Source organism: Marinovum algicola (genome assembly GCF_900109145.1).
Lineage (GTDB): Bacteria > Pseudomonadota > Alphaproteobacteria > Rhodobacterales > Rhodobacteraceae > Marinovum > Marinovum algicola.
In genome coordinates this window covers 77,579-99,336 of record NZ_FNYY01000017.1, presented here as the reverse complement: position 1 = coordinate 99,336, position 21,758 = coordinate 77,579, and the positions used below count along the sequence as shown (strand labels likewise).

The window sequence follows — 21,758 nt, the reverse complement described above, 5'->3', positions numbered from 1 at the left end:
TGATGCAGCCATAGCCGCGGTTGTCGGTCACCACCACGGTAAAGGCGATGCCCATCATCGCCGCCGTCGCCATCTCGGAATTGGCCATCATGTAGGTGCCGTCGCCGGTAAAGCAGATCACGTCGCGCGCCGGGTCCGCCATCTTGATGCCCATGGCGCCGGCGATCTCGTAGCCCATGCAGGTGAAGCCGTATTCCATGTGGTAGCTGCCCGGGCGCCCGGCCTTCCACAGCTTGTGCAGCTCGCCCGGCATGGTGCCGGCGGCGCAGATCACCACGGTGTCCTCGTTCGCCGCGCGCTGCACCGCGCCGATCACCTGCATGTCGGTCGGCAGCTGATTGCTGTCCTCAGGCGCCGCGGTCAGCGGGTCGACCTTGCCGAACCAGTCGGATTTCAGCCCGTCGGTCTTGCCCGGCGCGGTATAGCCGTCGAGTGCCGCGCTCAACTCCGTCAGCCCGACCAGGGCGTCCGCCAGCAACGGCGCGGCGCCGTGCTTCATCGCGTCATAGGCCGCGACATTGAGCGAGATCAGCCGCCGCCCGGGATGGGCAAAAAGCCCCCACGACCCGGTGGTGAAGTCCTGGAACCGCGTGCCGACCCCGAGCACCACATCGGCCTCGGCGCAGACCGTATTGGCCGCCGCGCCGCCGGTGACACCGACCGGTCCGAGGTTGAGCGCATGGTCCCAGGGCAGCGCCGATTTGCCGGCCTGGGTCTCGGTCACCGGGATGTTGTGCGCCTCGGCAAAGGCGTGCAGCGCCCCGGTGGCACCGGCGTAATGCACCCCGCCGCCGGCCACGATCACCGGACGGCGGGCGGCGCGGATGATCTCGGCGACCTCGGCCAGCTCGGCCTCGTCGGGGCGGATGCGACGCGGGCGCCAGACCCGGGGCACAAAGAAACTCTCGGGATATTCAAAAGCTTCGGCCTGAACATCCTGACAGAAAGACAGGCAGACCGGGCCGCAGTCTGCCGGATCGGTCAGGACGCGAAAGGCCCGCGGCAGCGCCGTCAGAAGCTGTTCCGGGCGGGTGATGCGGTCAAAATACCGCGTCAGCGGCCTAAACGCATCATTAACGGTTGCCGTGCCATCCTGGAAGTCCTCGATCTGTTGCAGCACCGGGTCGGGGCCACGGGTGGCAAAGACGTCGCCCGGGATCAGCAGCACGGGCAGCCGATTGACATGCGCCAGCGCCGCGGCGGTGACCATGTTGGCCGCCCCCGGACCGATCGAGGAGGTGACCGCCATCGCCCGTTTGCGCCCCGATTGCTTGGCATAGGCAATCGCGGCATGCGCCATGGTCTGTTCGTTGTGGCCGCGCCAGGTGGGAAAGCTGTCCTTCACGGCATGCAGCGCCTCGCCGAGCCCGGCCACATTGCCATGGCCGAAGATCGCCCAGCACCCGGCAAGGAAAGGATCGCCATCCTGGTTTTTCTGCGCCGCGATATAGCGCACCATCGCCTGTGCGGCGGTCAGTCGGATCGTTGCTGTCATGTGGCCTCCTCCATGGCCCGGGCGCGGGCCTTGTCCCAGATGGTGCACAGGCGGCTGTAGTTCTCGGCCATTTCGGCCACCGCCTCGGCATCGGTGATCTCGCCGGCCAGCCAGCGCCGCGCGGCCGGGCCAAAGATCGTGCGCCCCACGGCAAAGCCCTTGACCAGCGGCTGTTTCGCGGCCAGCGCAAAGCTCTCCGCCAGCGCCTCTTCCGGCGCGTCGAGCCCCAGCACCACGATGCCGCGGCTGCGCGGATCGTTGCGGGTGATGGCTGCCACCGCATTCGCCCAGGCCGCCTCGGTTCTGAACGGCTCCAGCTTCCACCAGTCGGGAAAGACGCCGGCATCATAGAAGCGCTGGATCAGCCTGGCCGAGGTCTCGTCATCCACCGGCCCGACCTTGGACGGGATGAGTTCCAGCAGGAATTCCAGCCCGTTGCGCCGCGCCGCCGTGAACAGGCGCGTCACCTGCCCGACCTGCGCGGCCATCGTGTCGGCAGCGTCGTCGGGGTGGCAGAAGACCAGCAGCTTGACCACATTCTCGCGGGCCCATTCGCGGAACTGGCCGAGATCGGCGCCCAGTTCCGGCTCGAAGGCGATCGGCCGCGAGCCCGGAAGCTCCGTCGGCCGCCCGATCCACAGCCCGCTGCCGGAGGCCCGGTGCAGCGCCGCGCGCCCGATGCGGTTGTCGCAGAGGATGCCGTAGCCCGGCCGGCCGGCCTGCACCCGCAGCGCGGCCTCAAGGCAGAGTTCCTTGAACCGGCCGCCCTTTTCCAGGGTATAGCCGTCCATCTCCTCGAGCTGAAGGCGGTGGTCGAAGGCAAAGGTCTTGACCTGCGACCAGTCGCCCCCCGATCTGGAAGAGCGGGTGGTCGCCCAATGCACCTGCTCCAACGCGGCATCGTTCCTGAGGTCGGGCCGTTGCAGGCCCCGGTCGAAGAAGAATTGCAGCTCTTCCCAGCTGGGATAGGCCGGGGTACAGCCATGGCGGCTGACCGCGAAAGCGCCGCAGGCATTGGCGTATTTGAGCGCGGTGGGCCAGTCCTCTCCATCGAGCCAGCCCTTCAGCAACCCCGACATGAAGCCATCGCCCGCGCCCAGCACGTTGAACACCTCGATCGGGAAACCGGGGCCTGTCTCGCCCTCATCGAGGCTGTCGGGGATCGCGCCGGTGAAGGCCACCGCGCCCGAAGCGCCGCGTTTGCAGACCAGCGTCGCACCCGAGACCGCCCGCACCGCGCGCAGCGCCGCGACCGTGTCGGTCGAGCCGCCGGCGATGTGGAACTCTTCCTCGGTGCCGACAATCAGGTCGAACAGCGGCAGGCTTTCCTGCAACTTGGCGGTCACCGCGGCGCTTTCGACAAAGCGGCGCTCGCCCGCGCCATGGCCCGCCACCCCCCAGAGGTTGGGCCGGTAATCGATGTCCAGCGCGCATCTCGCCCCCGCCGCCCGCGCGATCTCCAGCGCCTTCAGCGTCGCCGCCTCGACCTTGGGGTTCGACAGATGCGTGCCGGTCGCCACCACCGCCCGCGCCCGGCGGATGAAATCGGGGTCGATGTCATCCTCGGTCAGCCCCATGTCGGCGCAATTCTCGCGGTAGAAGATCAGCGGAAACTGCTCTTGGTCGCGGATGCCCAGGAGCACCAGCGCGGTCAGCCGCTCCGGGTCGACCTTGACGCCCTCGGTGCTCACCCCCTCACGCGCCAGCTGCTCGGTGATGAAGCGGCCCATATGCTCGTCCCCCACCCCGGTGATCACGGCCGAACGCAACCCCAGCCGTGCCGTGCCGCAGGCGATATTGGTCGGCGAGCCGCCAATGTACTTGTCAAAGGACCCCATGTCCTCCAGCCGCCCGCCAACCTGCGCGCCGTAAAGATCCACCGACGACCGGCCGATGGTGATCAGGTCAAGTGTCTGTGTCATATCCGTTCCTTCCCGGTCGCCCGTGGCTCACGCGCCGTCGAGCACCTCGGCGAGTTTCACCGCACGGCCCTCGGCCACCGATTTCAGCGCCGCCTCCGCCAGCGCCAGCGCCATCAGCCCGTCCTGCCCGGTGGTGGGCGTCGCGGCACCCTGGGCCACCGCGGCGACGAAAGCCGCGATCTCGTTGGCATAGGCCTGGGTGTAACGCGACATGAAGAAGTTGAGCAGCGGCGGGCGGTGGAAGCCCTCGGCATCGGCGATCTCGATATTGGCCTCGCGGTGGTTCTCGGCCGAGACCGCACCCTTGGAGCCCAGAACCTCGATCCGCTGGTCATAGCCATAGGTGGCGCGGCGCGAATTGGTGATGGTGCAGTGCTTGCCGCTGGCGGTGGTCAGGATGACGTTGACGCTGTCGTAATCGCCGAGCGTGCCGATTTCGGGATCGGTCAGGACCGAGGCGGCGGCCTGCACGGTCTCGATCTCTTCGCCGAGCAGCCAGCGCGCCACGTCGAAGTCGTGGATCGTCATGTCGCGGAAGATGCCGCCGGAGACCTTGATGTAATCGGCCGGCGGCGCGCCGGGGTCGCGGCTGCTGACGGTGACCATCTCGACCGCGCCGATACGGCCCTGGTCGATCGCGGCTTTCAGCGCCATGAAGTCGGGATCGAAGCGGCGGTTGAAGCCCACCATCAGGGTGGCCTTTTCCGCCGCCACGGTGTCGAGGCAGGTCTTCACCCGGTTCAGGTTCAGGTCGATGGGTTTCTCGCAGAACACTGCTTTGCCGGCGCGGGCGAACTGCTCGATCAGGTCGGCATGGGTGTTGGTGGGGGTGCAGATCGCCACTGCCTGCACGTCGTCGCTGGCGGCAATCTCGTCGATGCTGCGGATATCGCAGCCATAGGCCTCGGCGACTTTTCCGGCGGCTTCGGCCATCGGGTCGGAGATGGCGACAAGGCGGGCGCCGGGGGTGGCGGTGACGGCGCGGGCATGGACCTGTCCGATGCGGCCGGCGCCGAGAATGGCGAAGTTGACTGTCATGTTGTCCTCGTTGGGCGTAATCGCGGACGGGCCGCATCTGTTATGCGCGACCGGCGGAAGAGGGTTCGCCGGCCGCGTCGGGAAGAGGGCGGATGCCGGGGGCCGATGCAGGGAGCATTGACCGGCCCCGGAAGCGTCAGGCGGCCTCCTCGTATTCGGGCTGGGTCTTGGCGCCGGTGATATAGGCCACGACATCTTCGCCGTTGGTCTCTTCCTTGCGGAGGTTGGCGCAGATCCTCCCGCGGCGGAACACCACGATCCGGTCCACCAGATCCATCACCTGCCGCATGTTGTGGCTGATCAGGATCAGCGGCTCGCCGGCTTCCTTGAGCGTGCGGACGATGTTTTCCACCTGCGCGGTCTCCTGCACGCCGAGCGCCGCTGTGGGCTCGTCCATGATGGTCAGCTTGGAGTGGAAGGTGGCGGTGCGGGCAATTGCCACGCATTGCCGCTGGCCGCCCGACATCCGCTCGATCGAGCCGCGGATGTTGGGGATCTTGACGCCGGTCTTGACCAGCGCATCCATGGTGCGCTGGCGCATCGCCTTGTAATCCAGCATCCGGAAGGGGCCCAGCCAGTTGTACTTGGTGATCTCGCGCCCGAGAAAGAGGTTGTCGGGCACATCGAGCTGATCGGCCAGCGCCAGGGTCTGGAACACCGTCTCGATGCCGGCATTGCGCGCCTCGAGCGGGCCGGCAAAATGCACCGGCTTGCCGTCAAAGATGATCTCGCCCCGGGTGCGCTGTTCGACGCCGGTGATCTGGCGCACGAAGGTCGATTTGCCGGCACCGTTGTCGCCCATGATGGCCACGTGTTCGCCACGCCGCAGGGTGAAGTTGGCACCTTCGAGCGCATGCACGCCGCCGTAGTGCTTGGTCAGATCGCGGGTCTCGAGGATGATATCGCTCATGTCGGGTCTCCCTATGCTCTGGCCGCGGCGCGTTGCTGCCGCCATTGGTCGAGGACCACGGCCCCGATGATGATCGCCCCCATCGCCATCAGCTGATAGAAGGCGTCGAGCTTGATGAAGGTGAAGCCGGACTGGATCACGCCGAAGACCATGGCGCCAAGCACCGTGCCGATGATCGAGCCGCGCCCGCCGGTCAGGCTGACCCCGCCGATGACGGCCATGGCGATGCCATAGAGCTCGTAGAACTGGCCCATGCCGGCCTGCGCGGTGAGGTTCTTGGAGCTCAGCACGATAGCGGCAAAAGCGGCGAGGATCGAGGCAATCATGTAGACCATGACCTTGTGCCGGCGGATGTTGATGCCCGACATCCGCGCCGCATCCTCGTTCGAGCCGATGGCATAGGTGTGTTTGCCGTAGACGGTGTAGCGCATGATCAGTTGCAGCACGACCGCAAGGCCGATGAACCAGACCACGGGCATCATGCCGCTACCGATCCAGGCATAGCTATCGGTCGGGAAGGACACCGGCTGGCCCTTGGTCCACCATTGCGAGATGCCGCGGCAGACGAGGAACATGCCCAGCGTGGCGATGAAGGGGGGAATGCGGGCGAAGGCCACGAAGAACCCGTTGATCGATCCGATCAGCGCGCCGAAAGCAAGCCCGACGATCACCGGCACGATCACCGGCAGATCCATCGCCCAGAGACCGAAGACCGCCTTGGGGTTGGGGTTGCCATTGACCAGCTCGGTCTGGGCGAACGACATGGCGATCATCGCCGTCGCGCCGACCAGCGGGCCGGAGGACAGGTCGATGCCGCCCGAGATGATCACCTGGGTCACGCCCAGCGAGATGATGCCGATGATCGCCACCTGAAGGATAATGATCTTGATCCGCGCCATGTTCAGGATGGTACCGTCGCGGGCCTCGTTGAAATCGAACAGCATGCTCTGGCCGTTCATGTAAGGCAGCACCTGGCCCAGCACCTCGAACAACAGGGTGATCAGGATCAGCGCCAGAAAGACGTTGAATTCATTGGGCCAGGCGCGCTTCTTGTGGTCGAAGGTCAACCCGCCTACGCCTTGCGATGTCTGGTCGGACATGTCCCGTCTCCTCCCGTGGAAAGGGCGCTTTCACAGTCGGGAACGGCGCGTCGCGCGCCGCTCCCGGGGTTTGGTCTCGTCAGGCTCAGTTCTTCGACATGTAGCTTTCCATGTTGTCCGGGGTCACCAGCTCGAAGGGGATATAAACCTTCTGGTCCACCGCCTCGCCCCGCGCCAGTTGCAGTGCCGCCTGAAGCGCGCCGCCGCCTTGGGCCGCCGCATTCTGGAACACGGTCACGTCCAGCTCGCCCGCCTGCATCGCCGAGAGTGCATCCTGGGTGGCGTCGACGCCGCCGACAACCACGTCCTCCATCGCGATGCCAGAGGCCTTCATCGCCTGGATCGCGCCGATGGCCATTTCGTCGTTGTTGGCGATCACCGCGTCGAAGGGCTCTCCCGAGGACAGCCAGTTGGTCATCAGGCTGGTGGCCTGTTCGCGCGACCAGTTGGCGGTCTGACGGTCGATTTCCTCGATCTCCACGGCGCATTTACCGGCGGCGATCACGTCGTCGATGTCCTTGGTCCGCATCACCGCAGCCTGGTTCGACAGCTCGCCCATCAGGATGTAGACCCGCGCCGGATCGCGGCCCATATTGGCCAGGATGTTGCAGATCTCGATGGTTTCCAAAGTGCCGGATTCCGCCTCGTCAGAAGCCACGAAGGCCTGGCTGTCGGGCAGGGTGTCGACGTTGATCGGCTCGCGGTTGACATAGACCAGCGGCACGCCGGCGGCCTCGGCGGCCTGGGTCATCGCCTGGGTGGCCGAAGTGTCGACCGGGTTGACGATGATCGCGTCCACGCCGGAGGCTACGAAGTTGTTGATCTGGTCGAGCTGGCGCGCCACGTCGTTCTGGGCGTCTTCGATCTGGACATCGACGCCTTCCATTCCGTCGGCCTGTTCCTGAATGCCGTTGCGCAGCACGGTCAGGAAATTGTCATCAAAGAGCGCCATCGACACGCCAATGTTTTCGGCCATTGCGGTGGATGACATGAGCACGGTCAAGGCCGCGGCAGTCAGGGTCTTTTTCATTGGGTTTCCTCCCTTGTGTGGTGTCCGGCGCACCGTTCTCCTGGCCGGAAGCCCCGTTGCGGGGCCCGTCTTGCGCAGTCAGGCGGCGCGCGCCTGAAGTTGCGATGCGATAAAGTCGAACGAGCGCCGGATCTCGGAATAGGGATCCGGCATCGCCTGGGTCTCGGGCGAGAAGCATTCGTAGGAAATCGGTCCGTCATAGCCCGCCGCCAGCAGCGCCGCGATCTGGTCGACATTGCCCAGCCGGTCCTGGCCATCGACCAGCACGCGGTGTTCATCCTCCATCTCGTGGACCGCCAGCGCCGGGTCGGTCACTGCCGAGATATGCACGATGCCGGTCTGCTCGGGATAAAGCGGCCCGCCCTCGGCCAGCTTGTGGTGGAAGGTGTCATGCACCAGCTTGAAATGGTCTTCGCCACCGATCGCCGCGATGGTCTCGACCAGCTCGGCCTTGGAGCGCAGCGAAGAGCGCTGAAAACCCAGCGGCTCGACCAGCGCGGTCATCCCGGCGGCCTGAAGCAGCGGCAGCACGCCTTTCAGCGCGATGCGCAGATTGGCCTGGCGTTCGCCGTTGCCAAGCCCCGTGCCGTCGTTTCGCGGGATCAGGCTGATGGTCTCGGCTCCCGCCGCCTTGGCGATGTCGATCAGCGCCTGCACTTGGGCTTCACGCTCGGACGTCCAGTCGTTGAACGGGTAGACCTGGCTCAACCCGACCAGTCGCAGCCCCTTGTCGCGGGCGATCTTTCCGGCCTCCTCCGGGGCGATGCCGTCGAACAGCGGGCGGGCGATGTCGTTGCGCACCTCGACGCCGATGCAGCTCAGCCGCGCGGCAAGATCGAGAAACTCGGCATAGCCCAGACCGGGCACCGTCATATGGTTCAAAGTTGTCTTCATGGTGTACCCCCCCGCCGCAGGGCTGTCAGCGCCCGTCGGATGCGCTCACTTGCGCAGTTTGGGGAGATTCGGTCAATCTGAGCTGGCAGATATCGCGTCATTCATGACGCATTCATTCGGTACTTGATGACGTATTTATGTCATCACACCATTTCGGGCAAATAGAGCCGTGGTTCGAGGAAATGCTGCCCCGCCACGCCGTCGTCATCGGCGCCCACCGATTTCACCATCATCTCGATCAGGTCCGTACAGAGGTCCGTCAGCGGGGTGGAAATCGCCATGACCGCATAGCCGTCGATCAGCGCCGCGCGGCTGTCCGCCGTCAGCTCGTTGACCGCCAGCGAGATCCGCGGCGCGGGGTGTTTCTCACGCAGCGCGGCAATTGCGCCCTCCATCCCGCCGCCGGCGACATAGATGCCGCGCAGGTCCGGGTGACGGTCGATCAGGTCAAGCGTCGCCTCGTAGGTCAGCTGCCGGGTCTCCAGGTTGACCAGCGTGTCGAGCACCTCGAACCCGGCACCGGCGCCGCGCACAAAGGACCGGAACCCGACCTCGCGCAGGTCATGGCCGTGCCAGCGGTTGCCGCCAACAAAAATCGCCAGCTTTCCGGGGCTTTTGACTGTCCGCGTGATCAGCCAAGCTGCCAGCCGCCCGACCTTGATGTTGTTGAGCCCGACGTAATTCTTGCGGATGCCCTGGGCGAAATCGTTCAGCAGGGAAAACACCGGGATGCCGTCATCCTTGAGGTCCTGCACGATGCGGTCGAGCTTCTGGTCGTTGACCGCAGTGGCGGCGATCACGTCGCAGCTTTTGCCCAGATCGGTCAGCAGTGCGGCAAATTCCGCCGGCGATTGCGAGGTGGAATAGCGGATCACCGCGCGGCCGCGAATGTCGGTCCTGGCGGCAACCGCGCGTTCGATCTCGGTGGCGAAGTTGCGATAGAACTCCTGCGCCTGCTTCAACAGCACAAAGCCCAGCGTCACCTCGGGTAGATGCGCGGTCAACCGGCCCTCGAACAGCCCCTTGCCGTGATAGCCGATCCGATGCGCCGCATCGGCGATCTTTCTCAGGGTCTCGGCGCGCACCTGGGCGCGTCCATTGATCGCGCGATCGACGGTCGTGACACTAACGCCAGCCGCCTTTGCGACATCTTTGATGGTCGGTCGGTGCGCCAAGGTGACCCCATTATGGCGGTTTTTCGTCAGCATAGGCACTCGCGTCTGCGGGTGCAATTGTCTTATGTTGTCAAAGTGAGCCGGGACGCCATCGCTGACGGTCTTCGCATAATCCGCCGGCGCGTCCTGAACCTTGGTCACGCGGCGTAGCTGCGCCAGGGTCTTTGTCTGTGTCTCTGGCCGCATCGACCGTCACAGCCCAGGAACCCGGGAAAAATCTGACGTCGCGATCTGACGCTGCGGGTGTTGACCGCACGGTCCGGGCGCCAGGATCGGACCCGCCCCACCCATGCCGCATTGCAGTACATGCATGGCGGCATGGCGGAAACTGCGCGTTGTTAGCGCAATCATTCGCCATTATCTGAGTGTCACTGAGGAAACAAAACCTCACCGGGGAATACGCCCGACACATCAAAGGACGCTGAACATGGCATACGCACTGTCCAATACCCACGCCCGATCCAATCTGTCGGCCACGCTGCACCGCGCGGCCGAGACCTGGAAAACCGCCCGCGCCAAGCGCGCAATTTTCGACCGGACCTACAACGAGCTGAACGCGCTCGACGACCGCGACCTGACCGATATCGGAATCGCGCGCCGCGACATCCGCGCCTTGGCGCAGGACGTCGCCAACAAGGCGGTCTGATCCCGGAGATTTCACGAGGGTGCCCAAAGGTGCACCCCGAAAACGCGGGCCGTCCCACCGGCCCTATATCACCCCCAAGCCTTATCCAGGCCGATACTGGCTTTCCACGCCAAGCGGCTTGGGCGTCGCGTCGCTCCAGGCCACACCGCTCGCCACAATGCAGGTCAGCCCTTCGGGGGTCACGACGAGAATTGTCCAATTGCCTTGCTCGCTGGCGCGCCAGACTTCGACCATACGCGTGGAGGACTGAAGGCCGCGGCCAACCAAGCTTTCTTGGTAGACAGTTTCCAGCGTGCCCCGGATGGTCTCGCGAGACCCGCAGGTCATCTGAGCGGAGGCGGGGGGGCCAAGAGCTGCCAGTCCAAAGGTCAGGCTCAGGCTGATCAAACGCTTCCACATGGTATTTCTCCTTCCCCTTGCTGGGGCGGAGAACATGAAAGCTACGACCCCAGCTCCAAGTTGCTTTGTAAATATGGTATCTCAAACCTGCTCGTGCACTATTCGTTACCGAGGAATTGAACGCCTTCGGGACTATGCTCGGGCGAAACTCCAATAGCCTCTTACGGGGGTGGCACCAGTTACAACTGAATCTAATCAGCCATGTGTGCACACCTGCACGAATGCAACGTCATAGGCGGCGCTCATGTGCGGAATAGCTCAACGTCAAGGACGCGTTGATCGAGGCTGACATTCCTGATGCGCCGCATCGCAGCCGAAGCGTCTGCGTCAGGGCTTCGGAAACAATGCCACGGTGAACGGCGTTTCGTAGCACATCGTGCAGAAATGGATGGGCCACGCGCAGCTTACCATGACGGCGATCTATACCGACCCCGTGGGCAAAGAAGAGCAGGGTATCGCCTCGAGGCTGTGTGGGGGTAGGCTGCGGCGAACTTCACCTTTGCGTAAGATCAAAAGAATGCGACCCGCAGTCCACACCCCACATGGCTTATTGTTGCCTCCACCGCGAAAACTTTGCGGATCAGCTCTTCATCCAGCACGTCCTCTGGCGCGCCTTGTTTGACAAGCTGACCGTGATGCATGACAGCGATTTCGTCGCAAAAGGCGGCCGCCTGATTGAGGTCATGCAGGGCAACGACGATGCGGGTGCCTAAGTTGCCAAGGAGGCGCATGAGGTCCAGCTGATGGCGGATATCCAGATGGTTTGTCGGTTCGTCGAGCAGAAGTTCCTGCGGCTCTTGTGCCAAGGCCCGCGCAATCAGGATTCGCTGTCGCTCGCCGCCGGACAGCGTGGACCATGGCTGGGCGGCACGGTCGATCATGTCCGTGCGCTGCAACGCCGAGGCCACGGCATCTTCGTCACGAGTTGACCAGCCGTTCCAGGCGCCTCGCAAGGGAAGGCGCCCGAGCGCGACCACCTCGCGCGCAGTCAAGGAGATGTCAATGTCCGACTGCTGCTCGACATGGGCAAGGCGGCGGGCAATCTCTTTGCGACGGAGGCTCTCGATGGGGCGATCCTCCAAATAGATCGCGCCTCCCGTCCCTCGGCGCAATCCTGCGAGTAGCCGCAGAAGACTGGATTTACCCGATCCGTTCGGCCCGACAAGTCCGAGAACACCTTGTTCGGGCAGTCGCATTGTAACCCCACGCACAATCGGGGCGCCTCCGGCCGCCCAAGACACATCTTCCGCCCTGAGCGTCATCTCCCCCTCCGAGACTGCCAAAGGATAGCAGCAAAGGCCGGAGCACCAAACAGCGCAGTGATGACACCAATGGGCAGCACCTGTCCCGGCAAAACGATGCGAGACAACACGTCCGCCGCGACCATGAAGACTCCTCCAGCCAAGGCTGAAGCCAGTATCAGGCGGCCATGTGCAGGGCCGACCAGAAAACGAGTCGCATGGGGAATGACCAGCCCGACAAAGCCGACAGCACCCACCATGCTGACCACCGTCGCGGTCAGAAATGCGGTGACCGCAAAGAGTTCAAGGCGAACGCGCGCGACGTCCACGCCCAGCGAAGCAGCGGCGTCCTCGCCGAAGGCGAAGGCATCAAGCGCCCGGGAACGGTAGAGACAGATGGCCAAGCCAATGACCATGATCGGGAAGGAAAGCCAGGCATCCGGCCAACGGATGCTGCCAAGGCTTCCCAAAAGCCAGAACAGGATCCCTTGCGTCTGTTCGGCATTGGCCGAAGACGTGACGATGAAGGAAGTTACCGCATTGAAGAGCTGCGAACCCGCAATACCCGCGAGTATAATGCGCTCGGTCCCGCCACCGGTTTCACGCACCAGGATTGCGACGAAGAGAATGGCCACCGTCGCGCCCACAAAGGCACCTGCGGAGACGGACAGCGCCCCCGCGCCGAGCGCCAGAACAATCACCGTGACCGCGCCGGTCGATGCCCCTGCCGAAATACCAAGCAAATATGGTTCGGCCAGCGGATTGCGCAATAGAGCCTGAAGAACGGTGCCACAAACCGCCAGAGCCGCGCCGACACAGATCGCAACGGCGGCACGGCTGAGACGGTAGTGCCAGATGATGCCTTCCCGGATCGGATCGACTTCCAGATCCAAGCCCAGAATACGGTTGGCCAGCGTTCGGGTCACGTCACGGGGCGTTACCGCAATCTCGCCCAGCAAAATGGCCCCCGCCGTAGCAAGGACCAGAGCCACGGCCGAGAGCAGCAAAAACGGCCCAAGGGCCATCCTGCGCGACCTGGGCGCGGGGCGCGCCTCGGCGATCACCGTGCTTGGCCGAAGGCTCGTAGGCCGGCGGCAAGCGTTTCGACCCCATCTACCGCTCGCAGAGTCGGGTTCATCGACTGAGCGTCCATTTCAATCAACCGGCCATTGCGCACTGCGCTCAGCTGACTGGCCACAGGATCGCTTTGCAGGAACGCGCGCTTGGCGGCGACGTCATCGGCCGGCAGACGGCGCCGATCCATCTTTCCCAGCACGATTACATCCGGGTCGAGGCCCGAAATTGTTTCCCATCCCACCAGCGGCCATTCTTCTTCCGAGGTGATGACATTGCGAACCCCGACGACATCCGAGATCCAAGCCGGGGCCCCGTAACGGCCGGCCACATAGGCTTCTCCCTCGGTCTGCGGTGAGGAAAACCAGAAGAGAACCGAAACGTCGCGTGCTTGCAGCCCGCGTACATGTGCCTTTGCGGTTTCGATCCGCGCCGCGTTGCGTTCGATCAGAGCCGCACCGGCGCCCGACACATCGAAAATGCCGGCAAGCTCAGCAATCTCGCGGGATAGTAGGTCCATGGACCAGGCCTGAGACCGGGCTCCGTCACCGCTGCCGGTGCTGAAATCGCTTTTGGCGCATTCGGCCGGCGACACATAGGTGGCAATGCCGAAATCTCCGAACTGGGAAAAGGTGCCGACCCGCGCCTGTTCGGGAGCGATGTCGTTGATCCACTGACTCGCGACGAAATCGGGGCGGGTGTCCAGCACCGCTTCGAAACTGGGCGAGTTATCCGCCAGCCGCGGCAAGGCTTGGCCCTGCTCGGCCAATTCCTCTGGCAAAGGCGCCAGCCAGATTGCGCTACCGACGATCTTGTCGGCCAGGCCGAGCGAGAGCAGGATTTCGGTTGTGCCCTGTCCGATCGCCACCACGCGCTCCGGAACTGCATCCAGGATCAAGTCCCTCTGGCAGTTGCGGATTTCAAGAGGATAGGTGGTTGCCTGGGCCTGAACCCGCAAGGCAGTTGATGCGAGAATGGCAGTTGCAAGCACACAGAGGATACGACCGCGGCCGCGAGCTATTTGGATCATTGACGCTCCTTTTCCGGACACCCCGTCCGGTGCGCATTGAAATTTCGGCTCTGCTCCATCGCAGGCCGGAACGGCAGGTCTCCTGACTCGCGGCCATCGTTCCAACCCGCCTTCCCGTGCCCGTTCTGTGACACAGTGGCATCGCCCGACGGGCGAATGGGTCGAAACGGCCGCCTACAGTTGCGGGGGCAGTCCCGGAGTTCAAGCCAGAAGGCTTGGCACCGGGTTCCCTTTTCATCCCGATTGGGAACCGTTCGCGCCGGAAGTTCTTCTTCACAACCTGGTTTGTCAAGCCGGATTATTCCGGTGGCGAATTCAATCACCTGCCTGCAAAGGCGCGCCATTTTAAATCACTGTTTTTGAATGCCTTTTTGCGTGCTACTCCCCCATTTGACAATTGTCGGGGAGTAGCGGCTGCCAACCTGGCAGTCCCGAAACGCTTGCTCTGCTTTTCAACCCCGGCCGCGATAGGGCGGCACGCCTTGATCGGGCAGCCAGAGGCCCTCGGGACGCGGGGCGGTCTGCCAGAACACGTCGATCGGAATGCCGCCGCGCGGATACCAGTAGCCGCCGATCCGCAGCCATTGCGGTTCGAGGAAATCGACCAGGCGGCGCGCGATAGAGATCGTGCAATCCTCGTGAAACGCACCATGATTTCGAAAGGAGGTCAGGAACAGTTTCAGCGATTTCGATTCCACCAGCCAGGCGCCGGGTACGTAGTCGATCACCAGGTGGGCAAAATCCGGCTGTCCGGTCATCGGGCAGAGCGAGGTGAATTCCGGCGCTGTGAAGCGCACATTATAGGCCACGTCGGCCTGTGGGTTGGGCACACGCTCCAGTTCAGCCTCTTCCGGGCTGGCGGGAATGCGGGTTTCGCCGCCAAGCTGCTTGAGATCGCTGTAGATATTTTCGGACATGGGGGCTCCTTAAGGTCAGACGCCGCGCTTGTTGCCCCAGATCAGGACATGAAGCTGCGGCAGGATGCGGGGGGCGAACCAGCCGTCGGCCATCGCGGTGTCGGTCAGCCATTCCAGCCGGGCGGCCAGGGCCCGCAGGTCGACCGGCGTGTCGGGGTCGACCTCGGCGTTGCCCGGCTGGAGGTAGAGCGGCAGGTCCGGGTGGCGGGCATGGGCGGCTTTGGCCCATTGGTAATCGGTCTCGTCGAAGACGACGATCTTCATCACCGACTGCCGCGCCGGCTTGCCGGCGGAGACACAGCCATCGAAGGCATCCCAGTCCACCGTTTCGCCGCTCGAGGGCGGTTTCGGCGACAGAACCAGCGTGTCGAGCTCCGCAAACCAATCTCTGGCCAAGGAACCTTGTGTCTCGCAGGCGAAGCGATACCCCGCCGCACGTCCCCGCGCGATCACCGGAGCGAAATCCTGGATCGCCGGATTGCCGCCGCTGATCGAGACCGTCAACGGCTGGCCGTTCGACAAACGCAGCACCTCGTCCCAGATTTCCACGTCGCTCAACGGCGCCCAAGTATGGCGATACCGGCTTTCAACGGCATGCAGGCTGTCGCACCAGCTGCACCTGTAGTCGCAGCCCCCGGCGCGGATAAAAACCGTGGGCTCACCGATCAATGCGCCCTCGCCCTGGATCGTCGGCCCGAATATCTCGGCGATGCGCAGGGTCATGGCCGGTACTCTGCCCAGGTCTTCGGCGTCTCGCTGATCATCACGGCGCTGGTCTCGGGCCAACGCGCGGCACACCAGTCGTAAAAATGGCGGGCCATGTGCTCGGCGGTGGAGGGCACATCGAAAATGTCATTCAGATGGCGATGGTCGAATTGATCGTCGATATAGCTCTTGAGCGGTTTCAGATCGTGGTAGTCGCGCACGAAACCGTCGTCATTCAGCGTTTCGGCGGCCAGTTCCACCACGACGACATAGTTGTGCCCGTGCAGCCGCGCGCATTGGTGGTCGGGCGGCAGATGCGAAAGCTGGTGCGAGGCGGAGAAGTGGAATTCCTTGCGGATGCGGAACATCAGGTGGCCTCCCGCTCGGCAATTGCCGTCGCCCAATACTCGGGATCGGCATAGGCGGTAGGGTCCGGAACTCCGGCGATGTGAAACGCCTCGCGGCGCTCGACGCAGGTGCCGCAGCGGCCGCAATGCAGCGCGCCGCCCTTATAACACGACCAGGTCTCGGCGAAGGGCGTGCCGTGGCGGGCGCCCTCGCGCACGATGTCGGCCTTGCTGCGTTCGACGAAGGGCGTGTGGAGGTGCACCTCGGCATAGCCGTCGAGCGCAGCCTGCTGCATGGCGTCGAAGGCGCGGGCGAAACCAGGGCGGCAATCGGGATATATGAAGTGATCGCCGCCATGCACGGCGGTCGCAACAGCCTCATCGCAGTTGGCGGCGGCAACTCCGAAACCGATCGCCAGCATGATGGCGTTGCGGTTCGGCACGACGGTGATGCGCATCGTGTCCTCGGCGTAATGGCCGTCAGGCACATCGATGTCGTCGGTCAGCGCCGATCCGGAGAGCGCGGCACCGATCCCGCGCATGTCCATCAGGTGATGCGGAACGCCGAGCCGCTGCGCCGCCGCGGCCGCGAAGTCGAGCTCCTTGCGGTGGCGTTGGCCGTAATCGAAGGACACCAGCCGGGTGAGTTGATGCTCATCGGCGGTGATATGAGCGAGCGACACGGAATCGAGTCCGCCCGAGCAGATGACGAGAGTTTTCATGTTGGGCCCTTGTTTTGGTGTCCGGGTAGGCTGCGACCGGAATGGGCACCGTTTAGCCGAACCTCGGGTGGATGGCAATCCGAGGGGCGAGGTGGTCTCCCGGCGCTCTGCTCGACGCGCTGGATGAGACCGATCTATTTCTGACCAACACGGTGCATTCCGATCAAGCCTTCCAGTTCACCAGCCGGGAATGGCAGATGTTGCTTCGCCCGCCCAAGCCGAAACTGACATGACCCAGCCCTCCCACTCCTGAGACGGTTGAGCCAGAAGTTCATAGCATCCGCAACTGTAGTACTAGGCGAAGACCTCGCGCGGAAAACGCAAGCCCTTCTGCCGCGGCCCGGACGCATAATCGGTCATCTCAGAACGCCATCCGATCCAAAGTACCATCATCAACCTGGCAATGTCCCTGACACCGCCCTCCCGCGCGGACATTGTCAGCTGGAAATTCCTGTCCAACCCACGCGGACAGGGCCTACATTCCCGGTCACTGGGACATTTTCTGCACAAGGCGGGTTTGCCGAACTGACGATCGGGATCGATGGGACTTGCGCCGGGCTGCGCCTGGCGTCCTCGACGGCCGTGAAGGAGCGCCGAAAGACGATCTTTGGCTCCGCCCCGGACCGCTCGGAGAGGCCCCGGAGGGATTGCCCGAAGCGCTGCGTGCCGCTGGCCATGGGTGGGGCAGGGGGCTGCGGCCCCGGGCCGGGTGGATCAGGGGCCGTTCCTTCGATGGCAGGCACCTAGTGCCATCAGGCCTGTCCCATGTCGCTTTAGGCCCCAAAGCCCCGAAACTGGACTTACCATAAATACAGACTTGGCAGGAAAATTCGGATATTGACGCCTTGTATCGTTATTTGGTAAGACCAAAATGACAGGAGGAGCCAGGTACATGCCCAAGATAGAAGCCGTCACCGCCGAATTGTTCACCTTGCCGCTGGCAGAGGTTCTCAGCGATGCCATGCATGGGGATCATACCCATTTCGAACTGGTGATCGTGCAGGTCCGGCTGGACAATGGCAGCCGCGGGACTGGCTATACCTATACCGGCGGCAAGGGCGGCCACGCGATCCTTGCCATGATCGAGCACGATTTCGCGGGATGGCTGACCGGGCAAGAGGCCGGTGACATCGAAGCGCTGAATGCCGCGATGGGCCGGCACATCCATTATGTCGGCCGCGGCGGCATCGACAGCTTTGCCATCGCCGCAATCGATATCTCGCTCTGGGACGCCAGGTGCCGCGAACTGGGCCAGCCGCTGTGGAAGGTGGCCGGCGGCGCCTCGGACCGGTGCCGGGCCTATCGCGGCGGGATCGATCTGAACTATTCGCAGGACAGGCTTCTGGCCAGCGTACAGGGCTATCTCGATCAGGGGTTCGATGGCGTCAAGATCAAGGTCGGCAAGCCCGATCTGGCCGAAGACCTGGCCCGCGCCCGCGCGGTGCGCGCGCTGATCGGGCCGGATATCGACTTCATGGTCGACGCCAATTACGCGATGACGGTCGATCAGGCCATCGCGGCGGCACGTGGGTTCATGGAGCTGGATATCACCTGGTTCGAAGAGCCCATCGAGCCGGACGATTATGTCGGCTATGGCCACATCGCCGAGACCACCGGCTGCCCGCTGGCGATGGGCGAGAACCTGCATACCGCACAGGAATTCCGCCACGCCTTCGAGAATTCGAAACTGGCCTTCATCCAGCCCGACGCCTCGAACTGCCGGGGCATCACCGGCTGGTTGCAGGTCGCCGAGATGGCGCGCGAGGCCGGTATCCCGGTCTGTAGCCACGGCATGCAGGAGCTTCACGTCAGCCTTGTTTCCGCCCGGCCCAATGCCGGCTGGATCGAGGTGCACAGTTTTCCAATCGACGAATACACCCACCGGCCACTGGTGCTTGAAAACCGCCGGGCCGTTGCGCCTTCGACGCCGGGCATCGGTGTCGAATTCGACTGGGACAAGCTGCGCCGCGCCAACGATGTGGCGGCCTGACGTTGCACCCACCCCAAACCATGAAATTCCGGAGGAGAGAAATGAAGATCACCAATGTCATGGGGCCCGTTGCCCTGGCCGCGAGCCTGATGGGCAGCGCCGCCTTTGCCGATGTGCTGAAGTTCGCGCATGTCTACGAAGTCGGCCACCCGTTGCAGGCCGCCGCCGAAAAGGCCGCGGAGCTGTTCGAGGAGCGCACCGAAGGCCGCCATTCGATCGAGGTTTTCCCGGCCTCGTCGCTGGGCAAGGAGACCGACCTGAACGAAGGCCTGTCGCTGGGCACCGTCGATATCATCTATACCGGCGCCGGCTTTGCGGGGTCGTTCTATGGCCCGGCCTCGATGACCGATTTCCCCTTTACCCTGCGCAATCTCGATCACTGGAAAGCCTATTTCGGCAGTGACGTCTTTGCCGAGGTGGCCCGGGGCTACGCCGATGCCACCGGCGGCAACGAGATCGCGGCGGTCAGCTATTACGGCTCGCGCCACGTGACCGCCAACAAGCCGATCCTGACGCCCGAGGACATGCAGGACCTGAAAATCCGCGTGCCCGGCGCGCCGGCCTATATGCTGTTTCCGGCCGCCGTCGGGGCCAACCCGACACCGCTGGCCTTTGCCGAGGTCTATCTGGCGCTGCAACAGGGCGTGGTGGATGCCCAGGAAAACCCGCTGACCACGATCAAGGCCAAGCGTTTTCACGAGGTGCAGAGCGACATCAGCCTGACCGGCCACATCATCAACTCGACCTATACCGTGGTGTCCGGCTTCCGGCTGGGGATGCTGTCGGACGAGGACCGGCAGATCCTGGACGAGGTGCTGAAGGAAACCGCCGACGACGCCACCGCCGCCATCGTGCAGGCCGAGACCGAGCTGGCCGACTGGTTCCGGGGCGAGGGGGTCACCGTCAACGAGGTGGACCGCGCGCCCTTTATCGCCGCCGTGGCGCCGGCGCTGACCAATGGCGATCAGCCGTTCCCGACCGAGCTTTACGAGCGCTTGCAGGCGGTGCCGGACGCCGAGTAAGGCGAGATCGCACGCCGCCGCGGCCCGAGGCTTGCCGGGCCGCGGCACCCCAGGGAGGAGGACCCGATGACCCGGAAAGACCAGATCGACGCGCTGATCGGCGAGGCGGAGGAAGTCACCGACGATATTTCGGATGTCAGCTGGATGGACATCCCCGTATTGCTCGTCTTTGCGATCCTGTTCGTGATTGTCGCGCTGCAATTCTTCACCCGCTACGTGTTGAACGACAGCCTCGGCTGGACCGAAGAGATCGCGCGCTATTTCCTGATCTTGCTGGGCTTTCTGGGGGGCGTGACCTGTGTTCGCCTGGGCAAGCATATCTTTCTCGAATTTGCCTATCACTACATGGCGCCGAGGGTGATCAAGCCGGTGGTTCTGGGGGTCGAGGCGCTGGTGACGGTCTTTTGGGGCTATGCCGGCTGGCTTGGTGTGGAGCTGGCGCAGCGGACCAATTCCAGCATGGTCTCGGTGCAGATGCCCAAGGCCTATCTTTATTACGCCGTCGCCCTGGGCTGCGCCGGCATGGCGGGTCTTTCCGCCGTCATCCTGGTGCGGCAGGCGCGGCGCCCGGCGCAGGACATCGCCGCCGCCAAGCTCCCGTTCATCTCGGAGGACACCTGACATGGCTCTGACCGTGCTTTTCATCCTGCTCGCCGTCTTCCTGATCCTGGGCGTGCCGGTCGCGGTCGCCCTGGGCGGCGCCTCGCTGGCCTATATCATGATCAAGGGGCTGCCCGATGTGCTGTTGATCCACCGGATGATCGGCGGCATCGACAGTTTTCCGCTGCTGGCCATTCCGTTCTTTATCCTTGCCGGGCATCTGATGAACACCGGCGGCATCACCACCAAGATCTTTGCCTTTGCCCGGTCGCTGGTGGGCTGGCTGCCCGGTGGGCTGGGGCATGTGAACGTCGGGGCCAGCGTGATCTTTGCCGGCATGTCGGGGGCCGCGGTGGCCGATGCCGGCGGGCTTGGCAATGTCGAGATCAAGGCCATGCGCGAAAGCGGCTATGACACCGATTTCTCGGTCGGGGTCACCGCCGCCTCATCGACCATCGGCCCGATCATTCCGCCTTCGCTGCCGCTGGTGATCTATGGCGTCATGGCCTCGGTCTCGATTGGCGAGCTGTTCGCGGCCGGTCTGGTGCCGGGGCTGCTGATGGCGGTGTCGCTGATGGTCATGGTGGCATGGTATTCGTGGAAGCGCGGCTATCCGCGCGACGGCCGGATCAGCGCCTGCCGCATCTGGGAGACCTTCAAGCAGGCCTTTCTGCCGCTGCTGACCCCGGTGATCATCGTCGGCGGCATTGCCACCGGCGTCTTTACCCCGACCGAGGCCGCGGTGGCCGCCGTCTGCTATGCGCTGGTGCTGGGCCTCCTGGTCTATCGTTCACTGAACTGGCGGCACCTGGTGCGGGTGTCAATGGACACGATCATCACCTCGGCCGCGATCCTGATGATCATCGCCTCGGCGGCGGTCTTTGCCTGGATCCTGACCTCGGAGCAGGTGGCGACCAAGCTGGGCGCGGCACTTCTGGGCATCACCGACAACACGCAGATCCTGCTGTTGATCATGATGGGGATCGTCCTGTTGATCGGGTTGTTCATGGAGACCATCGCGGCGATCACCATCCTCGTGCCGGTGCTCATGCCGATCGCATTGAGCGCCGGAATCGACCCGGTGCACCTGGGGATCCTGCTGATCCTGAACCTGATGCTGGGGCTGCTGACGCCGCCGGTGGGCATGGTGCTCTTTGTCCTGGCCGAGGTTTCGGGCGTGCGTTTCGAGCGATGTGTGCGGGCCACGATGCCCTTTCTCGTGCCGCTGGTGATCGTGCTGCTGCTGATCACCTTCATCCCCGGCATCGCGCTCTGGCTGCCGAATGCGGTCTATCGCTGAGCCGGCGGCCCGGATGGGCGAGGCCTGAGCGAAGTTCGGACCGGCGCGGTGGAGCCGGGATCGCGGCGCCGCTTCGGCCCGTTTCGGACCGTGGCCCGGCGGCCGCCGGCGGGTTGCTTCCCCGCCCTTCGTCGGCGGTTGGCCGGCAACGGTGGATCTTTGCGCGTCGGATCCGGGGTGCTCTTGCGGGCAAATTCCCGG

21 protein-coding genes and 1 riboswitch are annotated in these 21,758 nt (G+C 64.1%); of the genes, 5 read left to right on the top strand and 16 right to left on the bottom strand.

Annotation, left to right across the window (positions count from 1 at the left end):
- From iolD to BMW90_RS19460, 8 genes are all read right to left on the bottom strand, one after another.
- Positions 1-1,495 (bottom strand): 3D-(3,5/4)-trihydroxycyclohexane-1,2-dione acylhydrolase (decyclizing) (gene iolD / locus BMW90_RS19495; RefSeq protein ID WP_074837288.1); only part of this gene is annotated, 1,495 nt, incomplete at its 3' end.
- Complete coding sequence (locus tag BMW90_RS19490) at positions 1,492-3,417, bottom strand: bifunctional 5-dehydro-2-deoxygluconokinase/5-dehydro-2-deoxyphosphogluconate aldolase (RefSeq protein WP_074838241.1); 1,926 nt, start codon at positions 3,415-3,417, stop codon at positions 1,492-1,494. The genes iolD and BMW90_RS19490, both read right to left, overlap by 4 nt.
- A gap of 27 nt (positions 3,418-3,444) precedes the next feature.
- Positions 3,445-4,455, bottom strand: coding sequence for an inositol 2-dehydrogenase (iolG, locus tag BMW90_RS19485; protein ID WP_074838239.1), 1,011 nt, complete (start codon positions 4,453-4,455; stop codon positions 3,445-3,447).
- A gap of 136 nt (positions 4,456-4,591) precedes the next feature.
- Positions 4,592-5,365: an ATP-binding cassette domain-containing protein gene (locus tag BMW90_RS19480; RefSeq protein WP_074838237.1), complete on the bottom strand. Its 774-nt coding sequence runs from the start codon at positions 5,363-5,365 to the stop codon at positions 4,592-4,594.
- 11 nt (positions 5,366-5,376) lie between these two features.
- Positions 5,377-6,465, bottom strand: a complete 1,089-nt coding sequence (locus tag BMW90_RS19475; protein WP_074838234.1) for an ABC transporter permease — start codon at positions 6,463-6,465, stop codon at positions 5,377-5,379.
- 85 nt (positions 6,466-6,550) lie between these two features.
- Positions 6,551-7,495 carry a sugar ABC transporter substrate-binding protein gene (locus BMW90_RS19470; protein ID WP_074838231.1) on the bottom strand — a complete coding sequence of 315 codons (945 nt, stop codon included), beginning with the start codon at positions 7,493-7,495 and terminating at the stop codon, positions 6,551-6,553.
- A 78-nt stretch (positions 7,496-7,573) separates the two neighbouring features.
- Positions 7,574-8,389: a TIM barrel protein gene (locus tag BMW90_RS19465; RefSeq protein ID WP_074838228.1), complete on the bottom strand. Its 816-nt coding sequence runs from the start codon at positions 8,387-8,389 to the stop codon at positions 7,574-7,576.
- Between the two features lie 143 nt (positions 8,390-8,532).
- Positions 8,533-9,597, bottom strand: a complete 1,065-nt coding sequence (locus BMW90_RS19460) for a LacI family DNA-binding transcriptional regulator (RefSeq protein ID WP_074838225.1) — start codon at positions 9,595-9,597, stop codon at positions 8,533-8,535.
- 394 nt (positions 9,598-9,991) lie between these two features.
- Between BMW90_RS19460 and BMW90_RS26765 the strand changes: the two genes are divergently transcribed.
- The gene (locus BMW90_RS26765; RefSeq protein ID WP_074838221.1) at positions 9,992-10,210 is read left to right on the top strand and encodes a DUF1127 domain-containing protein; all 219 of its coding nucleotides are present in this window, start codon (positions 9,992-9,994) and stop codon (positions 10,208-10,210) included.
- 81 nt (positions 10,211-10,291) lie between these two features.
- Here the strand turns inward: BMW90_RS26765 and BMW90_RS19450 are convergent, their stop codons facing one another.
- From BMW90_RS19450 to queC, 8 genes are all read right to left on the bottom strand, one after another.
- The gene (locus BMW90_RS19450; RefSeq protein WP_074838218.1) at positions 10,292-10,609 is read right to left on the bottom strand and encodes a hypothetical protein; all 318 of its coding nucleotides are present in this window, start codon (positions 10,607-10,609) and stop codon (positions 10,292-10,294) included.
- Between the two features lie 509 nt (positions 10,610-11,118).
- Positions 11,119-11,805: an ABC transporter ATP-binding protein gene (locus BMW90_RS19445; protein ID WP_244526555.1), complete on the bottom strand. Its 687-nt coding sequence runs from the start codon at positions 11,803-11,805 to the stop codon at positions 11,119-11,121.
- 62 nt (positions 11,806-11,867) lie between these two features.
- Entirely contained in the window at positions 11,868-12,875 is a 1,008-nt protein-coding gene (locus tag BMW90_RS19440; RefSeq protein WP_074838259.1) for a FecCD family ABC transporter permease, read from the bottom strand.
- A 35-nt stretch (positions 12,876-12,910) separates the two neighbouring features.
- Complete coding sequence (locus BMW90_RS19435) at positions 12,911-13,954, bottom strand: ABC transporter substrate-binding protein (protein ID WP_074838213.1); 1,044 nt, start codon at positions 13,952-13,954, stop codon at positions 12,911-12,913.
- 55 nt (positions 13,955-14,009) lie between these two features.
- Positions 14,010-14,224, bottom strand: a riboswitch (cobalamin riboswitch).
- Between the two features lie 182 nt (positions 14,225-14,406).
- The gene (gene queF, locus BMW90_RS19430; protein ID WP_074838210.1) at positions 14,407-14,871 is read right to left on the bottom strand and encodes a preQ(1) synthase; all 465 of its coding nucleotides are present in this window, start codon (positions 14,869-14,871) and stop codon (positions 14,407-14,409) included.
- A 15-nt stretch (positions 14,872-14,886) separates the two neighbouring features.
- Entirely contained in the window at positions 14,887-15,594 is a 708-nt protein-coding gene (gene queE / locus BMW90_RS19425) for a 7-carboxy-7-deazaguanine synthase QueE (protein ID WP_074838208.1), read from the bottom strand.
- Positions 15,591-15,944: a 6-carboxytetrahydropterin synthase QueD gene (queD, locus tag BMW90_RS19420; protein ID WP_048534664.1), complete on the bottom strand. Its 354-nt coding sequence runs from the start codon at positions 15,942-15,944 to the stop codon at positions 15,591-15,593. The genes queE and queD overlap by 4 nt, the downstream gene beginning before the upstream one ends.
- Positions 15,944-16,645 (bottom strand): 7-cyano-7-deazaguanine synthase QueC, encoded by a 702-nt coding sequence (gene queC, locus BMW90_RS19415; protein WP_074838204.1) that lies wholly within the window; start codon positions 16,643-16,645, stop codon positions 15,944-15,946. The genes queD and queC overlap by 1 nt, the downstream gene beginning before the upstream one ends.
- A gap of 892 nt (positions 16,646-17,537) precedes the next feature.
- Between queC and BMW90_RS19410 the strand changes: the two genes are divergently transcribed.
- From BMW90_RS19410 to BMW90_RS19395, 4 genes are all read left to right on the top strand, one after another.
- Positions 17,538-18,635: a mandelate racemase/muconate lactonizing enzyme family protein gene (locus tag BMW90_RS19410; RefSeq protein WP_074838201.1), complete on the top strand. Its 1,098-nt coding sequence runs from the start codon at positions 17,538-17,540 to the stop codon at positions 18,633-18,635.
- A 41-nt stretch (positions 18,636-18,676) separates the two neighbouring features.
- Positions 18,677-19,657 carry a sialic acid TRAP transporter substrate-binding protein SiaP gene (locus BMW90_RS19405; RefSeq protein WP_083416123.1) on the top strand — a complete coding sequence of 327 codons (981 nt, stop codon included), beginning with the start codon at positions 18,677-18,679 and terminating at the stop codon, positions 19,655-19,657.
- A gap of 66 nt (positions 19,658-19,723) precedes the next feature.
- Positions 19,724-20,278 carry a TRAP transporter small permease gene (locus BMW90_RS19400; protein WP_074838196.1) on the top strand — a complete coding sequence of 185 codons (555 nt, stop codon included), beginning with the start codon at positions 19,724-19,726 and terminating at the stop codon, positions 20,276-20,278.
- Between the two features lies 1 nt (position 20,279).
- Entirely contained in the window at positions 20,280-21,557 is a 1,278-nt protein-coding gene (locus BMW90_RS19395; RefSeq protein WP_074838193.1) for a TRAP transporter large permease, read from the top strand.
- Positions 21,558-21,758 lie beyond the last annotated feature (201 nt).

Coding starts and splice junctions, on each gene's coding strand:
- BMW90_RS19490 (WP_074838241.1), bottom strand. CDS start 3,417: ATGACACAGACACTTGACCTGATCACCATCGGCCGGTCGTCGGTGGAT.
- iolG (WP_074838239.1), bottom strand. CDS start 4,455: ATGACAGTCAACTTCGCCATTCTCGGCGCCGGCCGCATCGGACAGGTC.
- BMW90_RS19480 (WP_074838237.1), bottom strand. CDS start 5,365: ATGAGCGATATCATCCTCGAGACCCGCGATCTGACCAAGCACTACGGC.
- BMW90_RS19475 (WP_074838234.1), bottom strand. CDS start 6,465: ATGTCCGACCAGACATCGCAAGGCGTAGGCGGGTTGACCTTCGACCAC.
- BMW90_RS19470 (WP_074838231.1), bottom strand. CDS start 7,495: ATGAAAAAGACCCTGACTGCCGCGGCCTTGACCGTGCTCATGTCATCC.
- BMW90_RS19465 (WP_074838228.1), bottom strand. CDS start 8,389: ATGAAGACAACTTTGAACCATATGACGGTGCCCGGTCTGGGCTATGCC.
- BMW90_RS19460 (WP_074838225.1), bottom strand. CDS start 9,597: ATGCTGACGAAAAACCGCCATAATGGGGTCACCTTGGCGCACCGACCG.
- BMW90_RS26765 (WP_074838221.1), top strand. CDS start 9,992: ATGGCATACGCACTGTCCAATACCCACGCCCGATCCAATCTGTCGGCC.
- BMW90_RS19450 (WP_074838218.1), bottom strand. CDS start 10,609: ATGTGGAAGCGTTTGATCAGCCTGAGCCTGACCTTTGGACTGGCAGCT.
- BMW90_RS19445 (WP_244526555.1), bottom strand. CDS start 11,805: ATGCGACTGCCCGAACAAGGTGTTCTCGGACTTGTCGGGCCGAACGGA.
- BMW90_RS19440 (WP_074838259.1), bottom strand. CDS start 12,875: ATGGCCCTTGGGCCGTTTTTGCTGCTCTCGGCCGTGGCTCTGGTCCTT.
- BMW90_RS19435 (WP_074838213.1), bottom strand. CDS start 13,954: ATGATCCAAATAGCTCGCGGCCGCGGTCGTATCCTCTGTGTGCTTGCA.
- queF (WP_074838210.1), bottom strand. CDS start 14,871: ATGTCCGAAAATATCTACAGCGATCTCAAGCAGCTTGGCGGCGAAACC.
- queE (WP_074838208.1), bottom strand. CDS start 15,594: ATGACCCTGCGCATCGCCGAGATATTCGGGCCGACGATCCAGGGCGAG.
- queD (WP_048534664.1), bottom strand. CDS start 15,944: ATGTTCCGCATCCGCAAGGAATTCCACTTCTCCGCCTCGCACCAGCTT.
- queC (WP_074838204.1), bottom strand. CDS start 16,645: ATGAAAACTCTCGTCATCTGCTCGGGCGGACTCGATTCCGTGTCGCTC.
- BMW90_RS19410 (WP_074838201.1), top strand. CDS start 17,538: ATGCCCAAGATAGAAGCCGTCACCGCCGAATTGTTCACCTTGCCGCTG.
- BMW90_RS19405 (WP_083416123.1), top strand. CDS start 18,677: ATGAAGATCACCAATGTCATGGGGCCCGTTGCCCTGGCCGCGAGCCTG.
- BMW90_RS19400 (WP_074838196.1), top strand. CDS start 19,724: ATGACCCGGAAAGACCAGATCGACGCGCTGATCGGCGAGGCGGAGGAA.
- BMW90_RS19395 (WP_074838193.1), top strand. CDS start 20,280: ATGGCTCTGACCGTGCTTTTCATCCTGCTCGCCGTCTTCCTGATCCTG.